Origin of the sequence: Corynebacterium sp. HMSC073H12 (assembly GCF_001837775.1) — a bacterium.
Lineage (GTDB): Bacteria > Actinomycetota > Actinomycetes > Mycobacteriales > Mycobacteriaceae > Corynebacterium > Corynebacterium amycolatum.
The window spans coordinates 188,902-215,844 of sequence record NZ_KV834038.1 but is presented as its reverse complement, the minus strand read 5'-3'; the positions used below and the strand labels follow the sequence as shown (position 1 = coordinate 215,844).

Here is a 26,943-nt window from a genome sequence, read left to right as displayed (position 1 = left end):
AGGTGTACGGCGACTATCACAGTGGATAGAAGGGTGAGACTGGTGAACGATGTCATGCGGGGTGCCGCATTGCCTCCCGAGTACTCCCAGCTTTTGGCGGACTTTCCTCGGTTTTCCGCAGATGTCATGCCTCACGACGGCGCTGCGGAGTGGCACCTTTCTACCGAAGCGGTAGCCGCCGGAATTGAGGCTGGGAGAAAGCTGTTTCCCATGCCCGAGGTTAAGGGGGATACCCGTTTCCAGACCCAGTTGTGGTGGTGGTCCATGTGCGGAGCATTGGTGGGGCCATCGCTGGCATGCGTGATGGTCTCCGGTCGAGTTCCAGTGTGGCAGTGGTCTTCTTGGTTCACATTTCTCCGAGATGACTATTGGGTTGGGTTCCAAGCTCAACAGTTTGAAAGCATTTCCGCTGAGGATGCGGATGAGCTGAAGGATTCCGGCGAAGCACTGGCTCATTTCTTGGAGCCGTTGGCTCAGATTGTTGGAGAAGTCGGGGACATCAAGCCTGCTCCTCTTTGGGCCGTGGCTGCCGATGCTGTGGCTAATGCTGCAATAGCTGCCGGTAATGAGCTGATGGAGCCCTGGCGCGGAGCGCTTATCGGCAAATATGTCGTTGAGGGGATACAGAGAGTACATCGGGTTCCTCTTCCTCGTTTCATGGATTCCTGCGGAGGCGAGGTGCGCCCCTGGGACGAAGCTGCCGCTGAATCGGGAGAAGAACCGGACTTCGATGTAGTTACTCACTTGGAGAGAGCTACTTGCTGCATGATTTATCACAGCCCAGACGCCGATCTGTGTGTCTCGTGTCCGAAACGTTCGCGTGAGGAACGCCATCAGCTCTGGGCACGCTACTGAGCGCTCTGTTTTCGAGAATCGACAGCCGGTGGCCTGCCCCTCAACCGGCTGCGTTGGCGGCTTTGCTGTAGCAAGCGCACTGCCGGCGTGATCTTTCGCAGCAATTGCCGGGGGCATGAGCCGCCCCATGATTGCGCGTTTGTCGCTACGATTGGCTGCGGGTAGAGGCCAATTATCTTTCAAGGGAGGATTCCACCCATGAGCTTTTTCGAGCAGATTGCTGCGGCACTGGACCGCGAGGGCATTGAAAGCCGTGTCAACGATGACACCCTCTTCGTTCCCATTACCTCTGACCTGGAGGTTCAGTTCGTCACCATTGATGAGGACATCCCGGCTGCCGAAGTTTACGTAGCCGCTGCCGATGTGGATGATGAGGACGACGAGTTCGAAGCTGTTCTGGTCTCCGCTGTATTCTCCGTCGAAGATGCCGTCGCGGCAGTTGCCCACCATGTAGCTACTGACCAGGTTGTTGGCCTGCTTCGCACTCTGCTCGATGGCGACGATGACCGTATTGCTGACCTGGAGTTTGAACAGGACCCCGAAGAGGCAACTCTGGTCACCTCCGAAGTTGGTACCTCCTCGTTGGTTCAGGTTTTGGTAACTGCCCACAACAACGAGCCCAGCGCACACGTCCGCTTCATCTCCCAGGACGCGAACTTGGACGACATCGTCGACCAGGCCATCGCGGAGTTCTGGGACTCGGATACCGAAACGGTTCTCACCGATGATGACCGTCGCAAGATGTTTGCTGACCTCTACTCTGACATCCAGGCCTTGCGAAATGAGGTTCTGACGCTGGGCACCTTCAAGGACTTTGACAAGCTGATGGATGTCCTTGCGCTCGTGGTAGACCGCGCAGAGGAATGGGAAGATCAGCTGGTAGCCGTCGATGACGGGTATGCAGAGTACATCTACTCTGATCACGTTGCCTCCTTGGAAGAGGATGATGACGACGAAGACGATGACGATGATGACCTCTACGACGATGGCGACTATGACGACGAGGACGACGATGACGACGAAGAAGGCGACGACAGCGAGTAGCTGTACTGAGGCAGTGCTGCGCCAGCGCTAAGCCGCCGATGGGCGAGAAGAAAAGAGCTCGTTAGGACACGGCAGTGGCCGCGCGTCCCTGGTGCCGATCCAGCTATAACGGCGCCCGGGGAGTGCGGGGTCAGTGCCGTTTTCGTGTATCTTGCTGCAGTCCTGCGCACGATGGAGAGCCTCGGCCACAGCCCGAGTGCGTCGGCGGGTTTCTTCCCGTGTCCGATTCGAACCGCCAATTCCGCGGAGGACTACCTCCGATGAGGATTCCACCTTGACGGAAACGGAGTACATGAACATGGGCTCATCCTTCAGGACGAAGTATTCCGCGTGCACGTCGGCAAGCTGAGAGACCAGTGCGCGAGGAAGCGCTATCCGTGACGCTCGGACGGTGGCCACAGGCCCGTCGGGAAGCGAGAATGTGTGATCCAGCGCGCCGGGCGAATGCCTACGGCCGATGGTGGGGTGGCAGAGGATTGTGCGGATGAGGGCGAGGTCCTCGAAACATTCTGCACGGTAGGTAGCGGATAGCGGGGGAAGGGCTAGGCGGCGGTGAATGGGAAACTCGTTTGTTGTACTCATGGCTACAAGTTATCGAACACCCCGGACTCGTATTTTCGAACATATAGAACGCATGTTCGAAATAGGATTAGCATCAATGGGTAACCTAAGTGGGGGTAGTCAATTGGCTAGGTGTCTGGTGTTATTGCAGGGACATGTGAGGTTGTGGAAACGATTCGATAACGACTTTTGTAAAAGCCCAAGAGTCTGAGAAAACGCTATTTCTGGGGTGGGGTGGTGGATTAGTGTGAGTGGTGGCCCTAAAGAAAAACTAAACATTTGAAAGATTCGTCTCAATGAAGCACGCAAGAAGTCGACTGGCGGTATCGGCTTTCGCAGCACTTTTGTCCTTGGTGGCCCCGGTTGCGGCACATGCTGTAGTGGTTGGTCCGGGTGACCCGATTCGAACCCCCATGGAGGGAAGTCCGTGGGATGGGTATCGAAATATCAACTCGCCGATGTGTTCGGCGGGTGTTCCGGGGACGGTGACGGACCGCAATGGGGAGAAGCATCGGGTCATGTTGACCGCAGGGCACTGCCTGAATGATGCTCCGGATGTGGGTCTGCCAATCGTCACTGGTGAGGTGTATGTGCCAACCACTGAAGGTGATAAGCGCATTGGTACCGCAGGTGCCCATCGTTGGGAATTGCCGCAGGAAGATGCCGGCCTGGAGTCGTTGCCGGCAGGCTTTAATGGTGCGGACTACGGAATAATCAACCTTGATCCAGACGTAGAGACTACTGGCGCAAGCTACTCCATTGATGAAAATGGTCAGAGCTACGGGGAGCCCGTGGTGATGACCGGCATTCAAGACAATGAAGACCTGCCGCGTGGCGAAGTCTCCTTCGATAATTTTGGCAAGCCTATCTGTAAGGACGGTATGCGCACCGGGAGGGCCTGTGGATACCAGGTATTCCGAGCCCGAAACGGCATCTGGACGGTTGGTATCGGCGTTGATCACGGTGACTCTGGCGGAAATGCCTACGATCCGACCACAAATGAAGTTATTGGCGTGAATTCGATGGCCTTCGGTCCGGTCTCGCGTGTGATGCCCGCGGATATTGCCATCCAGGAGGCCTACGGAATTCCCGACGGTCAAGTAAACGACCACTTCGAGGTATCGGATTCCACAGCTCAGCGTGACTCCACCTACCGCACCCTCAGCGAGGATATGACGGCGGATCAGGAGTATGCGCGGGTGCAGGATCCGCAGGCTTCGCAGGAAGATTCTGTACCGCAGTTAGCTGATCTTGTGGACCAGCTGCCGCAGTTGCCGCAACTCCCTGAGCTGCCACAATCGCCCCAATTGCCACAATCGTCACAGTCGTTTGAGCTGCCTCAATTGGCAGAAAATCAGCTTCCAAGCTTTGAGAGTTAGCACCAGTCTGAGAATCTGGCAAAAATCACCCCCGAACCGTTAAGAGAGCCAGGATCATCCACGTTGGATGGTTCTGGCTCTTGCATTGCTGCTGAACAAACTTTTTGATGTGTAATGGGTGTGGCATGAAGACGAATGAACGGTTCCTCGGCTGAGAATTTCACCCTAGGTTCCATTTTTGGAGAGCTTTGTAAAGGTGTCCCTAATACACTGAGTGGGACAAGTTTTCTGTACAGAAATGGAGTACCGCACACTATGGCCAGTTCAAAGAAGGTCGCCACACTCACGGCTGCACTGTCGGTAGCTGCGGGTGGCTTTGTGCCCGGAATCGCGGTAGCTGAGGCTGCACCGGCAAACTCGGATGTTGTCATCGGCCCGGGCTCGCCGTTGCGAATGCCGTTCCCGAGCAGCAAGAACATCGACGGACGTCATGTCCAGTCCCCGATGTGCTCTCTGGGAGTTCCTGGCACCGTTGTGGATCAGAATGGCGTTTCCCATCGTGTCATCATGACTGCCGGCCACTGTGTTGTGGCGAAGGATACTGAAACCGGCGAAGAGGTCACCGGCCAGTTCTTCATCCCAACCAAGGACGGCGACAAGCTGGTCAACAAGGACTACATGGGCACCGATGTCATGCCGGAAGAGGGCGACTTCGACGAAAACACCACTATGCCGGAGTTCTTCAACGAGCTCTTCAATAGCGGTGACTACGGCATCATTGAGGTTCAGGACGACATCAAGACCACCTCTATGTCCCACTCTGTGGATGAGTTCGGCAACGTCCATGGCGAGCCGGTTCAGATCGTCGGTATCGAGGACAAGCGCACTCTCGACCCGATGGAGATTTCCGTTGACAACTTCGGTGAGCCCGTGTGCACCGACGGTTCACGTACTGGCCGCGGTTGCGGCTTCCAGGTCTTCCGTGTCCGCAACGGTGTCTGGGCCATCGCTCCGATTGACCACGGCGATTCGGGCGGAAACGCTTACAACCCGGAGACTCGCGAGGCCATCGGCGTTAACTCCATGGGTATTGGCCCGCTGAGCCGCTTCCAGCCGATTGACGTTGCTCTTGAAGAGCAGTACGACATCCCGGACGGCCAGGTCAACGAGCGCTTCAAGGTAGAGACCTCCACCGAACCGCAGTCTGAGTTCCGCACGATTGACGAGGACGTCCAGTACACCAAGCAGCACGTCCCGCAGGAAGAGCCGGATCTGGGGCCGATTGGCGAGCTGCTCCCAGAGGGCGTTGAGGTCCCGCCGGAGATTGCCGACATCATCTCGGAGAGCCCAGCTCTCCCGGAGCTGCCGATCCCGGAGCTGTCGGGTTCGACCGCTCAGGCAACGGAGGCTGTCAGCAACCTCTCCGCTCAGGCGGGTCTGCCAAACCTGTTCTAATCAGGTCACTGCAGTCTCGTAGATAGGGCGTTCGCTTTACGACGCTCCGTTTAACCCCCTATTCCGCCATGGTGGCGGGGTAGGGGGTTTAGCTTTCGTTAGTCAATCGGCTTTGCGTGAAGGTACTCGAAGAATGTGTCGGGAACGGGATGTTCAAGGTGAAGCTTCATTGTGACAACATTTAATTCTTTGTCTTTTAGCCCCTTCATTGTCGTTTGTTGTGGATCGCTGGGAGTCACTTCGCCAAGGTAGGTGAATCCTTCATCTGGTAAATCATCCCTACGCACAAACAAATGGATTGGGAACTTGTGTTGGATGATGCTCTGGACCTCTTGGCTCTTGAGTGTTCTATTTGAACGTGTAAACCAGCGCATCGTCGAACGGTCAAGAAACTCATCCTCATAAGCGATGCTTGGAGCAAGCCCCTCGTGCTTACGGTAGTTCACAAAGATTGGAATCGTCTGTGAGTGGGAATCAATCTTGTAGCCATTTAGCGTGCCTGTTTGATCCGACCGAAGCCTCAAAAGACGAGAAACATCCTTTCTGGAATAGCGTTGATTGCGGCGAAGCACACCCGCGAAATAATCATTTTCGCGGGACAGGAAAAGACCAGTTTGAATGATGTCATCCACATGTTCTCGAAAGCTATTTGGATATGACGAATCCCACTTGTTGTACAAAGTCAAAAATTCCTCAGTCAGACTGTAACGTGAGGTTTCGTCATCGTACCGGACCAATCTAATTTCTTCGTAGGCCCGCTTCGGGTAAAACTCGAGGTTGAGCACTCGTTCGACAACAGAGAGATCCAGCTCGCTGTGAGAAACAGCCCTTGTGTCGAGAAAGCCAGCAAACTCTTCACGTGTGATGGAACCATGCTTAATAAGCTGGTCAAGTAGAAGTAACTCTTGGGGTTGCTTTCCGGGAAGTAGCTCGCGGGACAAAAACCTCAAGTATTCACTCTGCTTATCCGTTGGTCCTGTTGCTGCTTTGTCTACTCGGTGGAGGAGTTCCCAATAATTCTTGGTACGCCTGGTCGAGATCACTGCAGGGTCAACGAGGTTGAACCGAGCAAAATCCATTAGTCGTGGTACACGATTCAGTCGGTACTGGAGAAGTTGAATATCCTTTTTAAATTCAGCAATCGTGTCTACCGAGGCTGTATCGATGGCTTTAAGGATCTTCTCCTTGGCAATTTCATCAAAGCTCACAGTGGAGCCCGATGGGATATTGGAGGGATCAACGACTTTGCTCTTGAGCTTCGACTTATTTCTAGATGAATCGCCGAAAAGAGCCATCGGGATCATGTAATTGTTCTTGTAGTTTCCAATAAAATCAATTACTCGGAGATGGTCTTTTCCTGGGGCTTTGCGAAGACCACGGCCCAGCTGCTGGGTAAAAATGATGTTTGACTCGGTGCCGCGCAGCATCACTACTTGATTTACTGCCGGAATGTCGATGCCCTCGTTGAAAATATCAACAGTAATGATGTAGTCGAGTTCGCCTGCAGATAACTCCGCAACGACAGCATTTCGTGTCGAGATTGAGTCTTCACCTAGAAGCACCTTCGTCCGTAGCTGCCGGCCAAAGAGCTGCTTTTGGTTGAGCTGCTCCGACAGCGCTTTCGCTTCGTCTTTCCGACTGCAAAACATGAGCCCCTTAACTCTCTCAGGAAACCCGTAGACACGGAGCTTCTCCAGGAGATAGTCGATACGATCTTCATCGACGAGAGCATCGATGGATGCAGTCTTATCACCGATCGCTCGAACTCCATCATCAAAATCGGTGACACCGAAATAATGGAATGGTGCGAGCATGTCGGCTTCAAGAGCGGCTTGCAGTCGGATTTCGTAAGGAACGTTGAAATCAAAGAGGCGAAAAATGTCCCCTGAATCTGGACGCTCGGGAGTTGCGGTCAAGCCGAGGACAAACTCACTGTTGAAGTATTCAAAAACTGGCTTGTAGGAATTAGCAGCGCCACGATGAACCTCATCGATAATGATGAAGTCAAAGGCATCTGGAGAAAAGGTTTTGTAAGTCGATTGGGAATACAAGGATTGAACTGAGGCAAAAAGGTATCGTGCATCAGTTTCTTTTTTCCCACCAACCAAGAGTCCAAAGTCGGCGTCCGTAAGCTCAGAACCGGAATAAGCAAGTACCTTTTGGAACTCACTCTTAGTCTTTTCCAGAATCTGTTCCCGGTGGGCAACGAACAAGACGTGCTTGGCCTGTGCTTCTTTAACTGCTAGTGCAGCAAGGATCGTCTTCCCCGTGCCGGTAGCGGAAATTATGAGGCCTTTCCGCTCGCCTGACTGCCTCAAGTCAGCGATATTCGACAGCGCTACCTGCTGCATTTGATTGGCGATAACTGGGCCCTCGGGCAGCAACTTTGTGTGCGTGTTTTTCGAAACTGGAGGTACGCGTTTCTGTTCGTACTCATCGACCCATTGATGAGTTAGTGGGATGCAACGATTACGTTGCATATCAATGGCCGTCTCAATTTGGAACGTGATATCACCATTCTGGTGACTGGAAAAGTGCAGATTCCACTCTTCGTTTTCCTGGAGCGCCTTTTGCGTCAAATTTGCGCTGCCGACGATGGCTGAAAGCTCAACCTCTTTGTAAAAGAGGTATCCCTTTGGATGAAAACCCCGGTGATGATCCTCGGGGTAGATGTAGACGTTCAGTCCCTCAATTTCGAGTAGTTCTCTGAACATCGATGGTGAATTGAAATCAAGGTAGTTCGACGTGATGATCGTCATTGGGCCAGAAAACTGAAGGAGATCCTCCTTCAGCATGGCAAGAGCGGCCGGAGAAATAAATGCTACTGAAAACATGAAACTCGTAGCGGTGCGTAGCTCCTCGCGGAGCGCATTGTACATAGTGGCGGACTCATCGTTGCGAATGAGTCGGGGATTGTATTTTTTGTCGGCAACGATGTTTTTATCGATGAAGCCGTAGCGTAGGTCTCCGACCAGGGAATTCATCATTGTTTTAGCATACTAAATGCACGCTGCGTCGCTTGTATTGATTACTGTTCGTTTACAAGAATGTCGACTGTAGGAATGTCCGCTGGCGCCCAATCAACGGAATAAAGTTCGGCCGGTTCTAACCAACGATATTCAGTGTGCTCCGTTAGCTTGATTTCGGGAGAAGAAACGGAACAAAAGTATGTCGCAAGTGAGATAACGGCGAAGTCATACTCATGGTCGACAGTGAGAATGTGGTTCCCAATCTCAGCGTCAAGTTTTAGCTCTTCTCTTAGTTCACGGGCTAGAGCCTCACGAGGGGACTCGCCTTCTTCGATCTTTCCACCGGGAAATTCCCAATAGTTTTCCATCGAGCGACCTGGGCCGCGTTGGGCGGCGAAGATTTTTCCTTCATAGGTAAGAACCGCACCTACAACTTCGATTCGTTTTTTCATCTCAACTCCGCGTTCTGTCATTGCGCCTCATTCTAGTAATCGTCACTGTTTGCAGATCGGGCTATGGTGAACTCTTGGGCTTCTTGTTTTCTCTTTTGCACAGTAGAAAGGACCGTTACCTTGTCAGCTTCCCGTTCGCGCGACCTGCTTCGTCGTAAAGCAAAGTGCGAATCTCAGCCAGCTATCGCATCGGAGGTGGGAAGCAAATCACAAGTTCCGGATCCTCAGTCGAGTCAATCAGACCGGACAAAACAGCCGATCCCGCGAGAGATTTGGATTCTGGTCAGCGCCGCGTTCATCATCGCGCTGGGCTTCGGGCTGATTGCTCCGATTCTTCCGCAGTACGCACGCAGCTTCGATGTGGGTGTGTTCGCGGCTAGCTTCGTGGTCAGTTCGTTCTCCATTTTTCGGCTAATCTTCGCGCCGGCATCGGGCTCACTGGTAGAGAAGCTCGGATATCGACGCACGTACCTGACCGGAATCAGTATCGTTGCGTTCTCGACTTTGCTCGTCGGTGTTGCGCAGACATATTGGCAACTGCTGGCGTTTCGTGCACTCGGCGGCATCGGCTCGACGATGTTCACGGTCTCGGCAATGGGGCTGATTGTGCGGATTTCACCGCCGGAGATCCGAGGGAAGAGCTCGGCCGCCTATGGCACAGCCTTCCTACTGGGCAATGTCGTTGGTCCAATCATTGGTGCTGCGATGGGTGCTTGGGGCATGCGAGTGCCGTTTTTCATTTATGGTGGAGCGCTGATTGTGGCAACGATTGTGGTCGGCATGTCGCTGAGTGCGGAGCATCTTCGCCACGTTGTCCCGAAGCGCACGACTCCGGTGCTGACTTTCTCCGAGGCTATCCGGGATTCGGCATATAGGAGTGCACTTGTCGGTGCTTTTGCTAATGGCTGGTCGAACTTCGGCGTGCGCGTAGCAATTGTTCCGCTCTTCGCGGCAGCGACGTTTTCCCATCTTGGTAGCCACGAGCCTGGCAGTGATGGGGCAGTAGCAGCTACCGCAACGGCTGGTTTCGCGCTGACGGCTTTCGCGCTCGGCAATGTTACGGCGCTGCAGTTTTCGGGTCGTTTGTCCGACCGCATCGGCCGTCGCCCTCTGCTCATCACGGGGCTATTTATCAACGGCGTGTTCACGGGCGCTATTGGATTTAGCAGCGGCGCCCTTCCGCTACTGATTCTCTCCGTCCTCGCCGGCTTCGGCGCTGGCATGATTAATCCATCGCAGCAGGCCGTGCTTGCCGACGTCATCGGCGCCAACCGCCAAGGTGGAAAGGTGCTCGCCAATTTCCAAATGGCTCAGGACTTCGGAGCGATCTCCGGCCCGCTGATTGTCGGCGCAATCGTGGATGCCGCAGGATTCAAGGCCGGTTTCTTTGTTTGCGGTGTCATTTCGCTGGTCGCAATGGTGGGCTGGATCTTCGGGCGCGAGACTCTACCAGCCCACTCATCGAACAGCGGAGCCAAAGAAGCCGAAGCGAAAACAGCTTAAGCAGAAGCGGATTCGCTAGCTTCCTCGCCTTTATCGAGTTTTCGGCAAATAGCCACATAGATAGCGCCAGTAATGTTGTGCACCACTGCGGCCACCGCGCCCGGAAGCGCTGCCTCCGGGGTAAAGAACTTCGCAGCCATACCGGAGGACAGGCCAGCGGATTGCGTGCCGACCTCCACGGCCACCGTGCGCTTGCCCGCAGTCGGCATCCCCACCAACTGGCCTGCAAAGAAGCCGAGCACGTAGCCCAGCACGTTGTGGATAATCACAGCCACAAACACAATGAGGCCAATGTGCGCCAGGCTCTCCGCATTCTTGGCGACGGCACCGAAGACCACGCCGCCGATACCGAGGATGGAAATCCACGGCAGAATCGGGAGGATTTTGTTAATAAACGAGTCGGCCACAAACCGAATAATCAGGCCACCAATCACAGGCAGGAGGACTGTCTGGCAGAGGCTCCATGCCATCCCGAGGCCGTCGACCTCCGTGTGCGCGTCGGCAAGCACGAGCATGAGAAATGGCGTCATGATTGGCGAAACTAGCGTCGACACGCTGGTCATAGCGACAGACAGCGCGACATCGCCGCGCGATAGGTATGCGATGACATTCGACGAAGTGCCGCCCGGGACAGAGCCCAGCATGAGCAGACCGACGGCTAGTGCCGGGTTGAGGCCGAGGACTTTCGCCACGGCAATCGCTAGCAGCGGCATGATGACAAACTGCGCGATAACGCCGAAAAGAATCGCCAACGGGCGCTTAGCGACCTGCTTGAAGTCCGGGATAGTCAGGGTGAGGCCCATCGCGAACATGATGATCATCAGGAAGTACGTGATGTAATCCGTCAGCGGAGTAAATGGGGCGGGGAAGAATAATGCCAGCGCCGAACCCGCCAAAATAAAGCCCGGGAATCCGAGAACTTCAATCATTGCTGAGAGCTTCGACGGTGCCGTATTTTCCTGCCCGCCATTCCCAGAAATCTCCTCGGGAGAATGTGGTTTTAGTGGGGACTGTCGGGGCGAAGACGGCTGCGTTTCTGGTGTGTTGTTATTGCTGGACATTCTCTAGCGACCTTGGGCCTGTACCTTGCAAAATTGCAAAAATCCGCCGAACGGTGGGTGTTCCACGGCGGAAAATAGCTGATATGTGTACAAACTTGTAAGGAAAATGTTAACTACCTCACCCCATATAATTGCAAAATAGGCACCCCGAAGTGGGTGCAATTCACTCGCTTGACGACGGCCCCAGCGCCGGGCCTAACCCAAGAAATCGCTCTCCCATTGTTGTGACCTTGCTGACGGGAAATGGTTTTTTGACCGACGGTGGCGTAGTCTGGGCAGTCGGTGTGAAATCCTGACGACAATGTCGCAGAGAATCTGGCAGCGGTATAAATTCGCTGGTGAAACGCTTGAAAGTGCATAATGCATGATGGGCGCCCCCTCCTCGGAAGTAAAAGCTGAACTGGTTTTGGGCGCAATTTTTCGAAGTATGTGCAAGAGAAGCGATGTCATCGCAATTCCGACGTGAGAGCACTGAAAACAAGAACGTAAATTGGGCGGGTCATGTATGTGCGACCCAACTGTGAGTAATCAACTGTTGAATATTGAGTGTGCGGGCGAAAAGGCCCAGGAAGAGCCCCAAATGGCTAATAATGAAATGAATGGCAGCGTCGAGGAGAATCGCGAGGATCAGCGCGAAAACCAGCGCGAGGACGCAATTGTGAAGGCCGAGGATGTAGTGGCCGAGGAAGCGCCAGTGGCCGAAGAGAAGGCCGCTGAGGAAAAGACCGAGAAGGTAGAAAAGACTGCCGAGGCCGAGAAGAAGGCCGAAAAGAACAAAGGCGACAACGACGACGACACCGTCGGCTTCGATGAGCTTGAGCTGCCGGATGACATTGTCAATGCAGTTCGCAAGGTTGGGTTTGAGACTCCGTCCCCAATTCAGGCTGCAACTATCCCGACTCTGATGAGCGGCCGCGACGTCGTCGGCCTGGCTCAGACTGGTACCGGTAAGACCGCGGCGTTCGCGCTGCCGATTCTGGCTCGCATTGACCGTTCCGTCCGTGCACCGCAGGCGCTGGTGCTCGCTCCGACCCGTGAGCTGGCACTGCAGGTTGCGGATTCCTTCCAGTCGTTTGCTGATCACCTGGGCAAGATTCAGGTCCTGCCAATCTACGGTGGTCAGTCCTACGGAGTGCAGCTGTCGGGTCTGCGTCGAGGTGCGCAGATCATCGTCGGCACGCCGGGTCGTGTCATCGACCACCTGGAAAAGGGCTCGTTGGACATCTCCGACCTGCGCTTCCTGGTACTGGACGAGGCCGATGAGATGCTGCAGATGGGCTTCCAGGAGGATGTCGAGCGCATTCTTGCCGACACTCCGGATGACAAGCAGGTCGCACTGTTCTCGGCTACCATGCCGGCTTCGATTCGTCGCCTGTCCAAGCAATACCTGACGGAGCCGGAAGAGATCACCGTCAAGTCCCAGACTCGCACTGCGGACAATATTCGCCAGCGCTTCCTGATGGTCAGCCACCGCAACAAGCTGGACGCGCTGACCCGCATCCTCGAGGTCGAGGAATTTGAAGCGATGATCATGTTCGTGCGTACCAAGCACGAGACCGAGGAGCTCGCCGAGAAGCTGCGTGCCCGCGGATTCTCCGCTGCTGCCATCAACGGCGATATCCCGCAGACTCTGCGTGAGCGCACGATTGATCAGCTCAAGGACGGTCGCCTGGACATCCTGGTGGCAACCGATGTTGCTGCTCGTGGCCTGGACGTTGACCGCATTTCCCACGTGGTCAACTACGACATTCCGCACGACACCGAGTCCTACGTCCACCGCATTGGTCGTACCGGCCGCGCTGGCCGCTCCGGCGAGGCACTGCTCTTTGTCACTCCGCGTGAGGGCCGCCTGCTGCGCTCGATTGAGCGTGCAACCAAGTCGCAGCTGCACGAGATGAAGCTGCCGACCGTCGATGAGGTCAACGACTCTCGCAAGCAGAAGTTCGCTGATGACTTGACTGAGGCGCTTGCTGATTCGCAGGTTCCAGTCTTCCGAGAGCTCATCGAGGAGTACGCAGAAGAGCACGACACCCCGCTGGTTGATATCGCCGCTGCTATCGCTGCGCAGGCACAGTCGGGCGACTTCCTGATGAAGGAGCCGCCGCGTGGCCGTCGTAATGATCGTGACCGTGATCGTTTCGACCGCGACCGCAACCGTGGCCGTGATGGTCGCTCCCGTGGTGAGCGTGGTCAGGGAAAGCGCGCTGACCTGGTCGAATTCGAACGCGAGGGCACCGCAACCTACCGCATCAGCGTCGGTCGTCGCCAGCACGTCCGCCCGGGTGCCATTGTGGGCGCCATCGCCAACGAGGGTGGCCTGTCCTCAAAGGACTTCGGACACATCGACATCCGTGGCGACCACACTCTGGTCGAGCTGCCGGCTAACCTGCCGCAAGAAGTCATCAACAACCTCTCCGATACCCGCATTTCCGGCCAGCTCATTGGGCTGACGCTTGACGACGGCACCTCGGTCGACGACAGCGATGACTACCGCGGTGGCCGTGGTGGATACCGTGGCGATCGTCGTGGCGGTGGCCGCGGTCGCGGAGGATACCGTGGTGGTCGTGGCCGCGATGACCGCCGTGGTGGCGGACGTGGCCGGGGTAGCTACCGTGGAAACTTCGATGACGGTGACGGTTTCGGCGGTCGTGGTCGCGGTCGCGATGACCGTCGTGGTGGCGGACGCGGTCGCGGTGGCTACCGTGGTGACCGGGATGACCGCCGTGGTGGTTACCGAGGCGGACGCCGCTAGACCTGTTAGGCAGGCGAGCAGGGTGGTCGTCGTCAGGCGACCAACGTCCGTGGCGCTGACCTAGACAATAAAAAACTGCCGGTGCGCCTGTACTTCCCAGCCCTAAAAGTCGGGCCGAAACGTACAGGCGCACCGGCAGTTTTATTGTGTCTGAGCGTGTGCTCTAGATGAAGAACATCAGGATGCCGGCGACAACCCACAGCAGGGAGAAGATGCCGGAGAACATGGCCAGCTGGCCCTTCTGCTTGTCCCAGTCGAGCTCGTCAGCCTTCTTGCGACGTTCGATGAACTCCGGATCGTCAACATCCTCGTCTTCGTCAGCGATGCCGAGGCCGGCCATCATCAGACGCTGACGCGGAATGACCAGGAAGAAGAGAAGTGCCCAGGCGATGATCGCCAGCAGGATTGCGGCGTGCATTGCCCCGGACTTCATGTAGGTCGACACATCGGTGAACATGACACCGAAGCCGAGCAGCGGAACGAGCAGCGACCACATGCCGTAGGTGCGCGAAATGGCGTGCATGGTGCGCGCGGCGCCGACCGTCCCAGCTTCTCCGCCACGGGCTGCAAGCGCGAGCTTCGGGAACATCGAAATTGCGACAGTCACCGGTCCAAGCAACAGAATTGCCGCCAGGACGTGAACCATAAGAACTACGTTTTGCACGTATTACCTTTCCACGACTGAATGTAGGCCTCGCGTTCAAGCGAGGAGTGGCCTGGAATTTCTTAATTAAGACCAGTCCTTAACTTAACGTGCTCGCACCTTTTTCTCTATTTCGTGCCTTTCCCCGCGGGGATCCCACACGCAGCTGCCAGCGCCGTCCAGTCTGCCGAAGATACGGGCAGGTCCCATTTAATAGCCACCGCTAAGTAACGCCGCGAATAGTCACACGCCTTCGCATCTTCGGGAAGCCATTCCGCCGGGCTGGCATCTCCTTTATCCCTGTTGACCGCACTTCGGGTGGGCACGAGGTTGGCCTCGATATCGTTGCCAAATTGCCGACGCCGCTCAGCATCCCAGGCGTAGGCTCCGAAATCCCACGCCGCTGCCAACGGATAAATGTGGTCAATATCGACCTCATGTGGACCCACCGGGTCACCCGTGTAAGGGTCGGGGATTTGGCGCAGGGAGCCGTCGTCAAGCGAACATACAGAGCCCCCGAACCACGCCGCCAACACTTTATGGCGTGTATTGCAATCGGCAGAACCTGCCCAGACGTCGAAGCGCTCGCGCTTGTACCCGGTGACGGTGGGGCGGTCGGCGACGACGCGCACAGTGCGCAGTTGCTTGACGACGGCTTCCGCGTCCGACCCAGCGGGGGAGGAGGTGACGAGAACTCGCGTAAGCGCAAAGGACGAGACAAAGGCGGCGGCTAGGATGGCAAATAAAAAAGGGCGCATACCTAGTTGGGCGCGAAAAATACTTTTTCGGTTCCCTTGTAGGTATGCGCTGGGGCTAGCCTGCGGGGCTAGCGGAGGCCAAGCCTAGATCGAAGCGTTAGACCAGAGCCTGCTTTGCTGCGTGGTCGAACTCTTCCTTGATCTTCTCGTTCGGCTCCTTGGTAGCCAGCGTGACGATGACCATCACGACAGTTGCAGCGGCGAAGCCCGGGACGATCTCGTAGAGAGTGTCGCTGAGCGAGCTCATGCCCCATGCGAAGGAGACAACCGCACCGGTGATCATGCCGGCAGCAGCACCTGGCGTGTTCAGGCGCGACCAGTAGAGGGCGGCCAGCAGCACCGGGCCGAATGCCGAGCCGAAGCCAGCCCATGCGAAGCCAACCAGATCCAGAATGGAGCTGTTCGGGTTAGCAGCGATGATCGCAGCGATGATGGCGATCAGCGCGACGGCGACGCGGGAGAGCGTCATGTAGGTCTTCGGACGCAGGGACTTGTTGACCGTTGCCTTGAACAAATCCTCAATCAACGCGGAGGAAGACACCAGCAGCTGCGAGGAAATCGTGGACATGATTGCAGCCAGAACCGCAGTCAGAATCAGGCCTGCAATCAGTGGGTGGAACAGGATGCGGGTCATGTCCAGGAAGATGGTCTCGTAGGAAGAGGCATCTGTGACAGAAGCATCTGGGTTCGTAGCGAAGAAAACAGTTGCGGTCAGAGCCACGAGGACCGAGCCGAGCATGCAGAGTGCCTGCCAGCCAACGCCCCAGCGACGCCCCTCAGTTGCGTCCTTTGCGCTACGCAGAGCCATGAAGCGAACGATAATGTGCGGCTGGCCGAAGTAGCCCAGACCCCAGCCGAGCAGACCGATAATCGTAATTAGCGGAATGCCAGCGAACGGATCGAAGAAGGTCTCAACCGGCTGTCCCTCGCTGCCCGGGTAGGGGTTGTTAGCAGCAAAGCTGAAGATGTCCGAGGCGGAGTTGCCGTTGTTGATTAGGTAGATAATGCCAACGGTCGGAACCGTCAGGAGTGCGATGAACATGATGATGCCCTGGACCGTGTCCGTGTAAGACACAGCCAGGAAGCCACCGAACAGGGTGTATGCGACAGTGATAGCCGCAACCAACAGCATGCCGACGAGGTAGTTGCCACCGAACGTCGACTCCCAGTAACGGCCACCTGCCACCATGCCCGAGGAGACGTAGAAGGTGAAGAACAGCAAAATAATCAGGCCTGCGGCAACGCGCAGCACCTTCGACGTATCGTGCAGACGATTCTCCAGGAACGACGGCACGGTAATCGAGTTACGAGCAATCTTGGTGTAACTACGCAGGCGCGGTGCGGTGAACTTCCAGTTCAGCCATGCGCCTGCGACCAGGCCGATCGCAATCCACGTTTGGTTGAGACCCGAAAGGTAAATCGCGCCGGGCAGACCCATCAGCAGCCAGCCGGACATGTCCGATGCGCCCGCTGACAGTGCCGCGACGAACGGATGTAGGCCGCGGCCGCCAATCATGTATTCGTCATACTCTGCAGTCTTTTTCCATCCGGTCCAACCGATGTAGACCATCAACAGCAGATAAATGACTAGTGCGATGATGAACCATGTGTGTTGGTCCACAGGGCAACTCCTCATTATTTATTAGTCGTACAGTCGGACTCGCGCACTACCTAGCGCGCCAAAAAGCATTTTCGGCGCATAACTCAATTTCGCTTAATCAAGTCTGCTTGACGACGTTCACAGCGCTGCGGCAGCATCGAGCCCAAAAGTGGCCGACGTCCACGGTGGAACCTGCGGTTCGCGATCCAACACAGCTTCAGCTTCCGGACTATCTTCGACAGTCAGCGGAGCCTACTGGCACCTGCGAACCATGGCAGAACTACTGCACGAGTCACACATTTTTAATTCTTGTGGCCTATACGACGTTTTCATGTGATGCGCTGCATTGCAAAATAAGAAGCGTTGAAAAAGGTTTTAAAAATCAGTTAAGTGCGACAAATTACCTGGGAAAAGGGGTATTTGGGTAGAGGGGGAGTAATTTTTGCAAGATATATACTTCGAACATGCGTGCTAATATTGTGGTGTGGTGGAAAAGCTGATCCGGGGTGCGTGGCAGAATCTTCATTGAACAAATATCTGGTGGCGAAGTCGCCGGGTGATTAGACGGTGATGACTGAGCAAGCAGTGGGGAGGAAGTAATGGACCAAGTTGCTAAGTCGGCGGTGCCGTTGCTGCTGCACGCGGTCTGGAAGGATGATTCGGGTCTTCACCTATGGGTGGAGCGGCCAGAGGGGCACCGGATTATTGCGGACGTGGATTTGCTGGAAGTTCCGGCGCATCAGCGTCGGCTTTTTGCAGTGCTGGACCAGGGGAGTCGAGCGCAACTGACGCTAAAACTGCGCACACCGAAGGGGCGGGCAGTAGAGAAAGCGGTACCCACATGGGTGTTCCCGCCATGGGCTGCGGTGACAGCACTGGTGCAATTGCAGGAGGAAGTTTCCTCGGCGGCGATGGCACCGGATCTTCGGTTCTTTGTGGATGTTGTACAGGGATTGGATGCTTTCGCGCGCTCTGGGCGGGCATTGGTGGCGCTGACATGGGAAGACAATGAGTGGTGGCCGACGTGGCGGATGTCGGAGGGGCTGAGTGAGATTGCTTGGCAGAGTCAGGTCATTTCCCGTACACCACCGGTATTGATTGATAACGGAGGTGCCACAGTGGCTGAGGATTTCATCAATCGGATGTTTCATTGGGTCACTAACGCGCTCCTGGCCGATTTGGATGAACCGGCAGAACAGCGTCAGAGTTTCGTGCGGTCGTTGTTGCAGTCTCAGTCTCTGGGGCGTGCGACGCCGGGGGTGGCGCAGTCACTGGCAAAGTGGAGGCTGTCCGCCGATGGTGAGGATGTTCGTCTGCAGCTAATGGTGCAGGAACCTGTTGGTTTTGAAGGCCAGCTGGAAGACTTGCCGGATGTGGATCTTCCGCAGCTGTTGGAGTTGCGGGATCGAGCGGATGAAGAAGGCGGCTCAGTAACTCGCTTCAATCCTCGTTCAGCTGCGGTGGAACATGAGACTCTATGGCCATTGCGGATGTACTACCGCATCGGTGTCGCAGCTCCGGAGCGCCTGAATCCAGAAATGTGTCGCCGGTCTGTGCTGTCGCTGCTTCGCCCGCAGTTATTGGCAGCACAAGAGGCATTCCCAACGCTCAAATACGCGAAAGCAGCGGGCCACCCGGGCTTGGATCTGCTGCTGACCTCAGAGCAGCTGATAGAGCTTATGACTGATGGCATCTCGCAGCTGGCAAAGGTCGATATCGATGTGATGCTGCCGCCGAACTGGAAGTCAGTGGAGACCACCCTGCAGTTGCACACTGAAGTCGTCCAGTTAGATCCGACGGGGCCTGCTGGGCGCCGTTCGGAACCGAAACTCGGATTTGACCAACTGGTTGATTACGAGTGGAAGCTGGCCGTGGGGGACGCCGTACTGACGGAAGCGGAAATGCGTGAGCTCGCTGCATCGAGTACGGGGCTAGTGCATCTGCGAGACCATTGGGTGCACGCGAATCCAGAGGTAGCTAGGGAAGCCCTGAAGTTTTTGGTGGAGCAGACCAAGGCCGGGGAGGAAACCGGTAAGGGGCAAGCCACCCTGAAAGAGCTGGTCTTCGACGGTGGCATGGAGTCGCAAGCTCCAGCCGCAGTGCCAGTCGCCCCCAGAGATCCCTCTTGGCTCAAGGCGTTGGTGTCGAAGTACTCAGACGGTTCCACGGCCCTCGCAGAGTCGGTCGAGGTGCCATCGAGTTTTGTCGGTGAGCTGCGGGAGTATCAACAGCGCGGTGTGGAGTGGCTGGCGGATATGTCCAACCGTGGTTTTGGTGTCATTCTCGCTGATGACATGGGGCTCGGTAAGACTGTGCAAATCCTGGCGCTGTTGGAGTATGAGCGCTGCCGTCGTCAAGCGGATGCGACGGGTCAAGAGCACAAGACTTCGCTTCTGGTCGTTCCGACAGGTGTGCTGCGCAATTGGGCAGCAGAAGCGGCAAAGTTCACTCCAGAGCTTAAGGTTGGACTGCTGCATGGTTCAAACCGGCCTCATGGTGAAGAACTACAGGAATTTATCGGAAAACACGATGTTGTTGTGACGACCTATGGTGTTGCTTCCCGCGATGTGAACGAACTCGCCCAAGTGCAGTGGGATCATGTGATTGCTGACGAAGCACAGGCAATCAAGAACCCCAACGCACAGGTATCAAGAGCGCTGCGGAGCCTGGGCTCGCGACACAACATCGCCATGACTGGTACTCCGGTGGAAAATGACTTGGGCGAACTACGCACCATCATGGATTTTTGTAATCCAGGCATGCTGGGCTCGGCGAATGCATTTCGCAACAAGTTTGCGATTCCCATCGAGCGTGACGGGAATGCGGAAATGCTGCTGCAATTGCAGTCGATTACAGCACCTTTTATCCTGCGCCGACTCAAGTCGGATCCAGCTATTGCGCCGGACCTGCCCAAGAAGAATGAGCAGGTGGAGATGGTTCCTCTCACGACGGAGCAGGCTTTCTTGTATCAGGAGGCCGTGAAGGATATCGAGGACAAGCTCAAGCGCTCGAAGCGGAATCGTTCTGGCAGCTTCGGGCGAAAGAGCATCATCCTCGGCGGCATCATGAAGTTGAAGCAGATTTGCAACCACCCAGCGCACTACCAGCACGACGGCTCGGGGCTGCTTAATCATGGGCAGCATCGCTCGGGCAAGGTCGCACGGTTGGAAGAGCTCGTCGATGAGATTGTGCAAAACGGTGAACGCGCGCTTGTGTTCACGCAGTTCGTGGAGTTTGGCAAGATGCTTGCCCCTCATTTCAGCAAGCGCTTGGGCGTGGACATTCCGTTTATTCAAGGGGCAATGACTCCGGCACAGCGCGAGAAAGTAATGGCAGAGTTTAATGCCCCGGACGGTCCGCCAATCATTTTGCTGTCGACTCTCGCGGCAGGTGTCGGCATCAACCTGGTTGCCGCCAACCACGTCATTCACATTGACAGGTGGTGGAATCCAGCGGTTGAAAACCAGGCCACGGACCGTTCCTACCGCATCGGTCAGCGTAAAGACGTACATGTGCACAAGCTGGTCAGTGTTGGAACGCTTGAAGAACGCATCGACGAGCTGATTTTTGAAAAAGCAGAATTGGCGGATGCAGTTGTGCGCGCTGGTGAAACCAAGCTGACGGAGATGGATTTTCACCGTTTGCGGTCACTGTGGCAATTGGACAAGGACAAGATTCAGTCACTGCGTGAATCGATGGACGCAGCGGAGTCAAAGCCCGGTGGGGCGGTGACCGGTCGGGTGAACCCGGAGGCTACGGCATTGGATTCCGCAACCTCGGATGACGATTCGATTCCCAACAATGTGACACCGTTTAGGGTCCAGAAGAGGTGGTATTAATGGCCGGTGACGGAGACGTGACATGGGGCGACAATGTCATCTTTGCCGAGTTTGGCAAGGGCCCCTCTGGAAAGCGCGGTCGTAAAAGGACTACGGCGCGAAGCGCACCAGCAACCAGCTCGACGATTGAAAAGCTCCTGGCCACCCAGGACTGGGCTGGTGCATTTACCGGGCAGCAGCGACGTGGAACCTCAGCGCGTGTGGCGGTCGAGCCACGTACTACTTTTGCCCGATGGGTGTGGGAGTTCATCATCCGTGGCGCCGATTCGGGTCGTGTTCACAGAGGCGAGAAGTACAGGTTCGACGGCAATGTGCTCGGGCTTCGAATCGCGGATGGTTACATCATCGGGGAAGTGCAGGGCAGCCAGCCGGAACCATTCTCAGTCTTTATTCGGTTCCCACGGCGGGAGCAGAAACAAACCGACGACGTACTGCGGTGGTTGGTGAACAATCCGTCGGCTTTCACGGAGTTTGAGCACGGCGAGTTGCCGTATGAGCAGATGGAAATGCTGTTGTGCGATGGTGAAGAGCACATTTATAGCGAATGCACCTGCCCGGACCCGGCACCTGTGTGTAAGCACACCGTTGCAGTCGCCGCTCAACTTGTTGCTGATATCGACCGTGATCCGCTGTCGCTAATGCAGCTGCGCGATTATCCGCAGCGCGAATTGCAACGCCGCCTTCAGGAACTAACACAGCTGCGAAACCGGACTGCGCCAAAGCGCCTCGGGCTTGGCGGCGCGGTTCGGGAGAATCCCACTAAAACCGCCCAGAAGTCGGATGACGCTGGTGGAAATGATGGCGGTGACAACGAGCAGAAAAAGGTTGCCGAGCTTTTCGCGGTCGAAGCCGACTACTGGGGCAATGATTTGGAACGAGTCAGTGTTCCTTCGCTCGAGGTTATTGACCCACTAACAGTTACCGACCGTAGTTTGCTGCATGAAGCATTGCAGCCAACCTGCGTAGTTTCGAGAGAGACCATTCGTGCCGTCGCCGATTTGGAAGATTGTTGGCAACATCTGCAGGAATCGCTGAGCCTGGGACAAAAGGAGCGCTAGTCATGAAATTCATTCATACCTCAGATTGGCAACTGGGAATGACTCGGTGGTTCCTAGAGCTCGATGGCGGTGAAGCCCAAGCTAGGTTCCACGAAAGTCGCCTCAACGCCATCGACCGCATCGGTGAGTTGGCGACCAGCGAAGGCGCTGAGTTCATCGTCGTCGCTGGAGACGTGTTCGATTCCAATACACTGCCGGACAAGGTGTTCTTGCGGGCTCTTGAGCGAATCGCCAAGCTACCCGTGCCGGTGTATCTCCTGCCCGGCAACCATGATGCGTTTGATGCTTCTTCCATTTATCGACGTAGCGCTTTCGAATCTTTGGAAGACCGAGGAGTTTACGTAATTCGAGACAGCGAGCCCATTTCCATCCGTGACAAGGTGGAACTCATCGGTGTGCCAGTACGCGGCAAGTATTCGGCAGACGACATCGTGGCGGAAATAGCCACGGAGCTTGAGCCGGCCGATGGAATCCGAGTGATGGTCGCACACGGCCAAGTAGAAGGCTTTGGTGCTGATGCGGGAGCCACCATTGATTTGACCAGCTTGGAACAGGCTATTGACCGTGGGGCGTTGCACTATGTGGCGCTGGGGGATTCCCACTCCACGAGCCAACTTGACCATGCTGGCAGAGTTTATTTCTCCGGCGCACACGAAACCACAGCGTATGACGACAAAGAACGGGATTCCGGCAATGCGCTAGTCGTCGACATCGCAGAGGACGACCCCGAAAAGGGCTCAGTTACCGTAGCCTCCCACCGAGTGGGGCGGTGGGCTTTTCATGCCATCGACATGGATATCACTGGCGCGGAAGACCTCGATGAGTTCTTTGCTGAACTGGACGGTATCGAGGCGAAGACAGACACAGCGGTGAAGTATTCATTGCGAGGAACCGTGACACTGTCAGAGTCGACTACCTTTGAAAACCGACTTGAGCAGTACCAACAGCTTTTCGCTGCCCTTTATCGCCGGGAAAGTGGCTCCGATTTAACGGTGGTTCCGTCCGAGGGGGATATCTCTAATCTCAATCTCACCGGTTATCCGCTCATAGCTGCAGAAAAACTAACGGTCTTGAGTAAAGGGCGAACCGAGAGCGGTAGCCCCCTATCAGAATCTGAAACCACCGCAGCAGCTGATGCGCTTCGCTTGCTGGCCCGCCTAGCCGGAGAGAAGGAATAAATCATGCGTTTTCACGACATCGAATTACACAATGTACGTGCGATTGATTCACTCTCAATCACAGGGCTCGCCGAGCGCGGCGTGGTAGTGATTTCCGGTGAAAACGAGTCGGGTAAGACGACAATCGCCAAAGCTATTCACGTTGCACTGACGACAAAATGGAAGTCCAAGTCAAGCGAAGCGCTTAGTCTGAACAGTCACTCCAGCCAGGAAAAGCCGCAGGTTAAGCTCCGGCTGGAGCTTGACGGCTACGAATTTACGCTGGACAAGATCTTTGGTAGCACCAAGGACACCGGCACAATCGTCACCGTCCACTCTCCGACAGCCGAGGTTCTCAAAGATGACCAGGCGGAGGAGTGGCTGGCAGCCCGAATGCACAATGCAGATACCAAGAACCTGTGGCAGGTTTTCGTTGCCGAACAGGGGCAAGCGCAAAAGACTCTCTCCTTGGGCGGTTATGCACAGGTCACTAGCGCACTGCAGTCGGCATCGGGGCAGCGCGCGGAAACCGCAGAAGAGGTAGGCCTTTTTGAAGCCATTGAAGCCGAATACGGCAACTATTTCCAAAAAAATGGCAAAGAGCGCAAGCAGCTTACCGACGTAGGCAAGGAGCTGGCGGAAGCCCAGCAGGTGCGCGACGAAGCGGCGAAAAAGGTCCGGGAATTCGAAGCGCTCAATGAGGAAGCTGCTCGTAATGAAGAAAGCCAGCAAACGCAGCGGGCATCGTTGCCAGAAGCCCAAAACGAAGTCGAGCACTGGGGCCAGGCGCTAGAAGAACTCGAAAAGTTCAGGGTTGCCGTGTCCCAGGCACAGGAGGTCTCTGCAGCGGCGAAGCAGCAGCTGGACTTAGCTAAACAGGCTCAGCAAGAGCGCGAAGCTTTCATTCAGCAGGCACAAGAAGCCAAGGATCAGCATTCTGCCGCAGAGAAGAAAGTTGCTGAATTTAAGGAAGCGTTCGATAAGGAGGTCGCAGCTTTAAAGAAGGCGCAGGAAGATCGCGATGCGGTTGTAAACACGTACCGCGAAGCTCGAAAGGTAGAAGAACTGGCCGCAGCTGAAGTTGCATTGGGAGAGAAGCGCGGCTTGGTTGAAGCCCTGTCGAAGCGAGTGGAAAAACTCGATGCGCTCCGCGCGCAATTGGCAGAGCACAAGGAGGTAATTACTCGGAATTCCGTTACCGAAGAGGTAATGGAAAAACTGTTGACCTGCGAACGCGAAGTTGCAACAGCCACCGCTGTGCTGGAGGCGTCGAGCCCGAGTGTGCAGCTCTCGGCTAGTAGTGCGCAGGAGGTCACGGTCGACGGCGAGAACGTGGGGCTAGCTCCGGAGGCTGAGACAGTTCAACGTGCGGTTACTAAGCCATTGGCCATCGAAGTCGGCGACGTCACGGTTGCTATCCAGCCCGGAGACGGCTCAGATTCGCAGCAGCGCAAGCTAGAAAAAGCAGAGACATCGCTCAAAGAGCAGCTTGAGGCTGCAGGCGCTGATTCCGTCGCGGAAGCACAAAAGGCATACACACGACGTCGGGAAGCGGAAAAAGCAAAATTCCAGGTGGAGACATCCATAACTGCGGTGTCTGACGGTGTGGAGTATCACCAGCTCACAGCAGAGTTGGACGATGCGAAGGAAGAAGCACGAGTACACGGCGAGCGGTATCGGGAACTTGCGGGCGAGGATGCGCCGACGGAGATTGACCTGGTATCGGCAAAGTCCCGGCTGGAAGAAGCCGCAGTGGGGCGTAGGGATGCCGAGTCGGAGCGCGACAGTGCTGATATGCGCTTGTCGAAGCTGGAGAAGCGTCCTGCACACGCCAACTATACGAAGGCCAGCAGCGAGCTTGAAGGGGCTCGGTCCGTCCTGAAGGTCCGCGAAGATTCGCTCACGGCGGCGCGAGAAAAAGCCTCGGATGCCGAGATCTTTGCTGCGGTGGAAAACCGAGGTAAGGACTATGAGGCGGCAGAAGAGCAGCTGGCTGCGGCTCAGAAGGAGCTGGCGCAGCGGGATGCCGACGACGTGGAAGCATCGCTCGCGGGCGCTAAGCAGCGACGGGATGCAGTTGAGAATCGCCTGGCTGAGCTGGAAAAGCGTCGGCAAGAGATTCGGGTGCACTTGGACTATTTCGACAGCGCGAATGAGAAGCTGGCAGCTGCTGAGGGAGTAGTGGAGCGAACACAGCGAGATCGGGATTCAATGCGTCGACGTGCAGCTGCCGCCAAGACTCTCATGGAGGTAATGACACAGGCACGCGCGGCATCGCGGAATGCTCTGGCTGACCCCTTGCTTCGCAAGCTCGAAGAGTACGGCGGCGGTGTGTTCGGTGCGGGAACTCAGTTCACGATGAATGAGGACTTGCAGATTGAGTCACGGTCCAATGCCGATGGCAAGTTCGATGTCGATGAGCTATCTGGTGGAGCGCAGGAGCAGCTGGACATTCTGCTGCGCTTGGCCGTTGCCGGTGTCATGGAGGGCGGGCAAGGCGCTCCGGTGATTATTGATGATGCGTTAGGTTATTCAGACGAACACCGTTTGCGGCGGATGAATAATGCTCTTGCCAAAGCGGGGCGCGATATGCAGGTATTAGTCCTGACGTGCGATGAAGCCCGCTTTGATCGTGTGACGGGAGCGGAGTTTATGAAAATTCAGGATTTGGTTTCAAGATAGTAGGCTCTGTACATATGCAAGATGTTCCGTGGTTAAGTGATGAAGAGCAGCGGTTATGGCGCTCAATTCTGAACGCTAAACGGGCCGTTGACAGGTCAATCGACCTTCAGCTGCAAGATTCTCTCGATATTTCCACTGCAGATTTTTCAGTTCTGGTTGTTCTCTCCGAGGCTGAAGACAATGTAGTGCGCATGCGCACCCTGTGTGAATCCCTGGAATGGGACCGCAGCCGAATGTCGCACCAAATTACTCGCATGGAGCGACGCGGGCTAGTAACTAAGGAACGCTGCGCCTGCGATAACCGTGGTATCGATGTCACGCTTACTGAACACGGTCGAACCGTGATTGAGAAGGCGGCGCCGAACCATGTGAAGCTTGTGCGCCATGTTTTGTTTGATGTGCTCGGTGAAAATATCGACTATCAGGGGATTTCCGCTGTGCTCGATAAGATTGCAGAGACCGCCAATGCTACGGTCGCCGATTCAGTCGACGGAAAAGCAGAGTAGCCAAAGGTTTTTTGTGAGTGTTTTCTCATTTGTCTCCGCTACGAGGCTCTCACCATTAGCCTAGAGCAGTATGAACTCATTTGAATGGCTGAGTGATGATGAACAGCTCTTTTGGCAGTCGATGGTAGCTGCTTTTCGCGAGGTAGAGCGCAATATCGAGCGGAGCCTACGCACTCGAACCGGGCTGACGTTCGCGGACTTTACCCTGCTCATCGCTCTGCATGAGGTAGAGGATGGGATTCTGCATGTTGACAAGATTTGTGATCGACTGAAGTGGAACCATCCCCGCGCGCTGCTGCATACCAACAGGTTGGAAAAGCGCGGATTTATTCACACCGAAGACCACGGCGAAGACCCGGACTCGGATTATGTCGTCGTCTTAACAGGCGTTGGTCGACACGTGTTTGCCGAGGCGGCGCCGGATTATGTAGACACTGTTCGCCAGGAAGTTATTTCACCACTTGCTGATGAAGACCGCGAAGTGATGCTGAGGTGCTTCCAGGCGGTTCTCGGAAGGAAGTAAGACTTCCACGCCGCACACTCTTCCTTTGGTGTACCCGCTTCTTCGACCTTCCATTTTTGCGCTCCCGCTTTAGGGCGAGAGTTTTAGGCGAGTGTTTTAGGGCAAGCCCTGCTAGTAAAACAACCACTAGCAGGGCGCTTTTTTCTCTACGTTTCAAGCTGTAAGGTAAGGCGTGCCTAATGCAAAGGGGTGAGTGTTCACTTCTC

General features: G+C 55.7%; 19 protein-coding genes. 12 read left to right on the top strand and 7 right to left on the bottom strand.

Annotated features, from left to right (window positions below; all coding sequences use genetic code 11):
• The first annotated feature begins 42 nt into the window (after positions 1-42).
• A complete protein-coding gene (locus HMPREF2708_RS07645) occupies positions 43-855 on the top strand; it encodes a (2Fe-2S)-binding protein (RefSeq protein WP_070833747.1) in 813 nt (270 codons plus the stop codon).
• Positions 856-1,053: 198 nt separating this feature from the next.
• Positions 1,054-1,899, top strand: a complete 846-nt coding sequence (locus HMPREF2708_RS07640; RefSeq protein ID WP_070833746.1) for a hypothetical protein — start codon at positions 1,054-1,056, stop codon at positions 1,897-1,899.
• A 27-nt stretch (positions 1,900-1,926) separates the two neighbouring features.
• On the opposite strand, the gene HMPREF2708_RS07635 is transcribed toward HMPREF2708_RS07640, so the two are convergent.
• A complete protein-coding gene (locus tag HMPREF2708_RS07635; RefSeq protein ID WP_070833745.1) occupies positions 1,927-2,481 on the bottom strand; it encodes a hypothetical protein in 555 nt (184 codons plus the stop codon).
• 275 nt (positions 2,482-2,756) lie between these two features.
• Between HMPREF2708_RS07635 and HMPREF2708_RS07630 the strand changes: the two genes are divergently transcribed.
• Positions 2,757-3,839, top strand: a complete 1,083-nt coding sequence (locus tag HMPREF2708_RS07630; protein WP_246840379.1) for a chymotrypsin family serine protease — start codon at positions 2,757-2,759, stop codon at positions 3,837-3,839.
• Between the two features lie 255 nt (positions 3,840-4,094).
• On the top strand, positions 4,095-5,234 hold the full coding sequence (locus HMPREF2708_RS07625; protein ID WP_246840378.1) for a trypsin-like serine protease: 1,140 nt from the start codon (positions 4,095-4,097) through the stop codon (positions 5,232-5,234).
• A gap of 98 nt (positions 5,235-5,332) precedes the next feature.
• Here the strand turns inward: HMPREF2708_RS07625 and HMPREF2708_RS07620 are convergent, their stop codons facing one another.
• Both HMPREF2708_RS07620 and HMPREF2708_RS07615 read right to left on the bottom strand, forming a co-directional pair.
• Positions 5,333-8,221, bottom strand: a complete 2,889-nt coding sequence (locus tag HMPREF2708_RS07620; protein ID WP_070833743.1) for a DUF3427 domain-containing protein — start codon at positions 8,219-8,221, stop codon at positions 5,333-5,335.
• Positions 8,222-8,262: 41 nt separating this feature from the next.
• Positions 8,263-8,655, bottom strand: coding sequence for a (deoxy)nucleoside triphosphate pyrophosphohydrolase (locus tag HMPREF2708_RS07615; protein WP_048732825.1), 393 nt, complete (start codon positions 8,653-8,655; stop codon positions 8,263-8,265).
• A gap of 120 nt (positions 8,656-8,775) precedes the next feature.
• Between HMPREF2708_RS07615 and HMPREF2708_RS07610 the strand changes: the two genes are divergently transcribed.
• Positions 8,776-10,158, top strand: a complete 1,383-nt coding sequence (locus tag HMPREF2708_RS07610; RefSeq protein WP_070833742.1) for an MFS transporter — start codon at positions 8,776-8,778, stop codon at positions 10,156-10,158.
• On the opposite strand, the gene HMPREF2708_RS07605 is transcribed toward HMPREF2708_RS07610, so the two are convergent.
• Positions 10,155-11,087 (bottom strand): bile acid:sodium symporter family protein, encoded by a 933-nt coding sequence (locus tag HMPREF2708_RS07605; RefSeq protein WP_070833741.1) that lies wholly within the window; start codon positions 11,085-11,087, stop codon positions 10,155-10,157. The two genes, HMPREF2708_RS07610 and HMPREF2708_RS07605, sit on opposite strands and share 4 nt — an antisense overlap.
• A gap of 712 nt (positions 11,088-11,799) precedes the next feature.
• Here HMPREF2708_RS07605 and HMPREF2708_RS07600 point away from each other — a divergent pair.
• Positions 11,800-13,971: a DEAD/DEAH box helicase gene (locus HMPREF2708_RS07600; RefSeq protein ID WP_083321895.1), complete on the top strand. Its 2,172-nt coding sequence runs from the start codon at positions 11,800-11,802 to the stop codon at positions 13,969-13,971.
• Positions 13,972-14,134: 163 nt separating this feature from the next.
• Here the strand turns inward: HMPREF2708_RS07600 and HMPREF2708_RS07595 are convergent, their stop codons facing one another.
• From HMPREF2708_RS07595 to putP, 3 genes are all read right to left on the bottom strand, one after another.
• Complete coding sequence (locus HMPREF2708_RS07595) at positions 14,135-14,635, bottom strand: hypothetical protein (RefSeq protein ID WP_048732816.1); 501 nt, start codon at positions 14,633-14,635, stop codon at positions 14,135-14,137.
• A 107-nt stretch (positions 14,636-14,742) separates the two neighbouring features.
• Positions 14,743-15,372: an HNH endonuclease family protein gene (locus HMPREF2708_RS07590; RefSeq protein WP_070833739.1), complete on the bottom strand. Its 630-nt coding sequence runs from the start codon at positions 15,370-15,372 to the stop codon at positions 14,743-14,745.
• A 97-nt stretch (positions 15,373-15,469) separates the two neighbouring features.
• On the bottom strand, positions 15,470-16,993 hold the full coding sequence (putP, locus tag HMPREF2708_RS07585) for a sodium/proline symporter PutP (protein ID WP_070833738.1): 1,524 nt from the start codon (positions 16,991-16,993) through the stop codon (positions 15,470-15,472).
• A 578-nt stretch (positions 16,994-17,571) separates the two neighbouring features.
• Between putP and HMPREF2708_RS07580 the strand changes: the two genes are divergently transcribed.
• The 6 genes from HMPREF2708_RS07580 (at position 17,572) to HMPREF2708_RS07555 (ending at position 26,737) form a co-directional block, all read left to right on the top strand.
• A complete protein-coding gene (locus tag HMPREF2708_RS07580; protein WP_070833737.1) occupies positions 17,572-20,811 on the top strand; it encodes a DEAD/DEAH box helicase in 3,240 nt (1,079 codons plus the stop codon).
• Complete coding sequence (locus HMPREF2708_RS07575; protein ID WP_070833736.1) at positions 20,811-21,869, top strand: hypothetical protein; 1,059 nt, start codon at positions 20,811-20,813, stop codon at positions 21,867-21,869. Before HMPREF2708_RS07580 ends, HMPREF2708_RS07575 begins: the two co-directional genes overlap by 1 nt.
• A gap of 2 nt (positions 21,870-21,871) precedes the next feature.
• Positions 21,872-23,047, top strand: a complete 1,176-nt coding sequence (locus tag HMPREF2708_RS07570; RefSeq protein ID WP_070833735.1) for a metallophosphoesterase family protein — start codon at positions 21,872-21,874, stop codon at positions 23,045-23,047.
• Between the two features lie 3 nt (positions 23,048-23,050).
• Positions 23,051-25,708 carry an ATP-binding protein gene (locus HMPREF2708_RS07565; protein ID WP_070833734.1) on the top strand — a complete coding sequence of 886 codons (2,658 nt, stop codon included), beginning with the start codon at positions 23,051-23,053 and terminating at the stop codon, positions 25,706-25,708.
• 14 nt (positions 25,709-25,722) lie between these two features.
• Positions 25,723-26,214 carry a MarR family winged helix-turn-helix transcriptional regulator gene (locus tag HMPREF2708_RS07560; RefSeq protein ID WP_070833733.1) on the top strand — a complete coding sequence of 164 codons (492 nt, stop codon included), beginning with the start codon at positions 25,723-25,725 and terminating at the stop codon, positions 26,212-26,214.
• Between the two features lie 70 nt (positions 26,215-26,284).
• A complete protein-coding gene (locus HMPREF2708_RS07555; protein WP_070833732.1) occupies positions 26,285-26,737 on the top strand; it encodes a MarR family winged helix-turn-helix transcriptional regulator in 453 nt (150 codons plus the stop codon).
• Positions 26,738-26,943 lie beyond the last annotated feature (206 nt).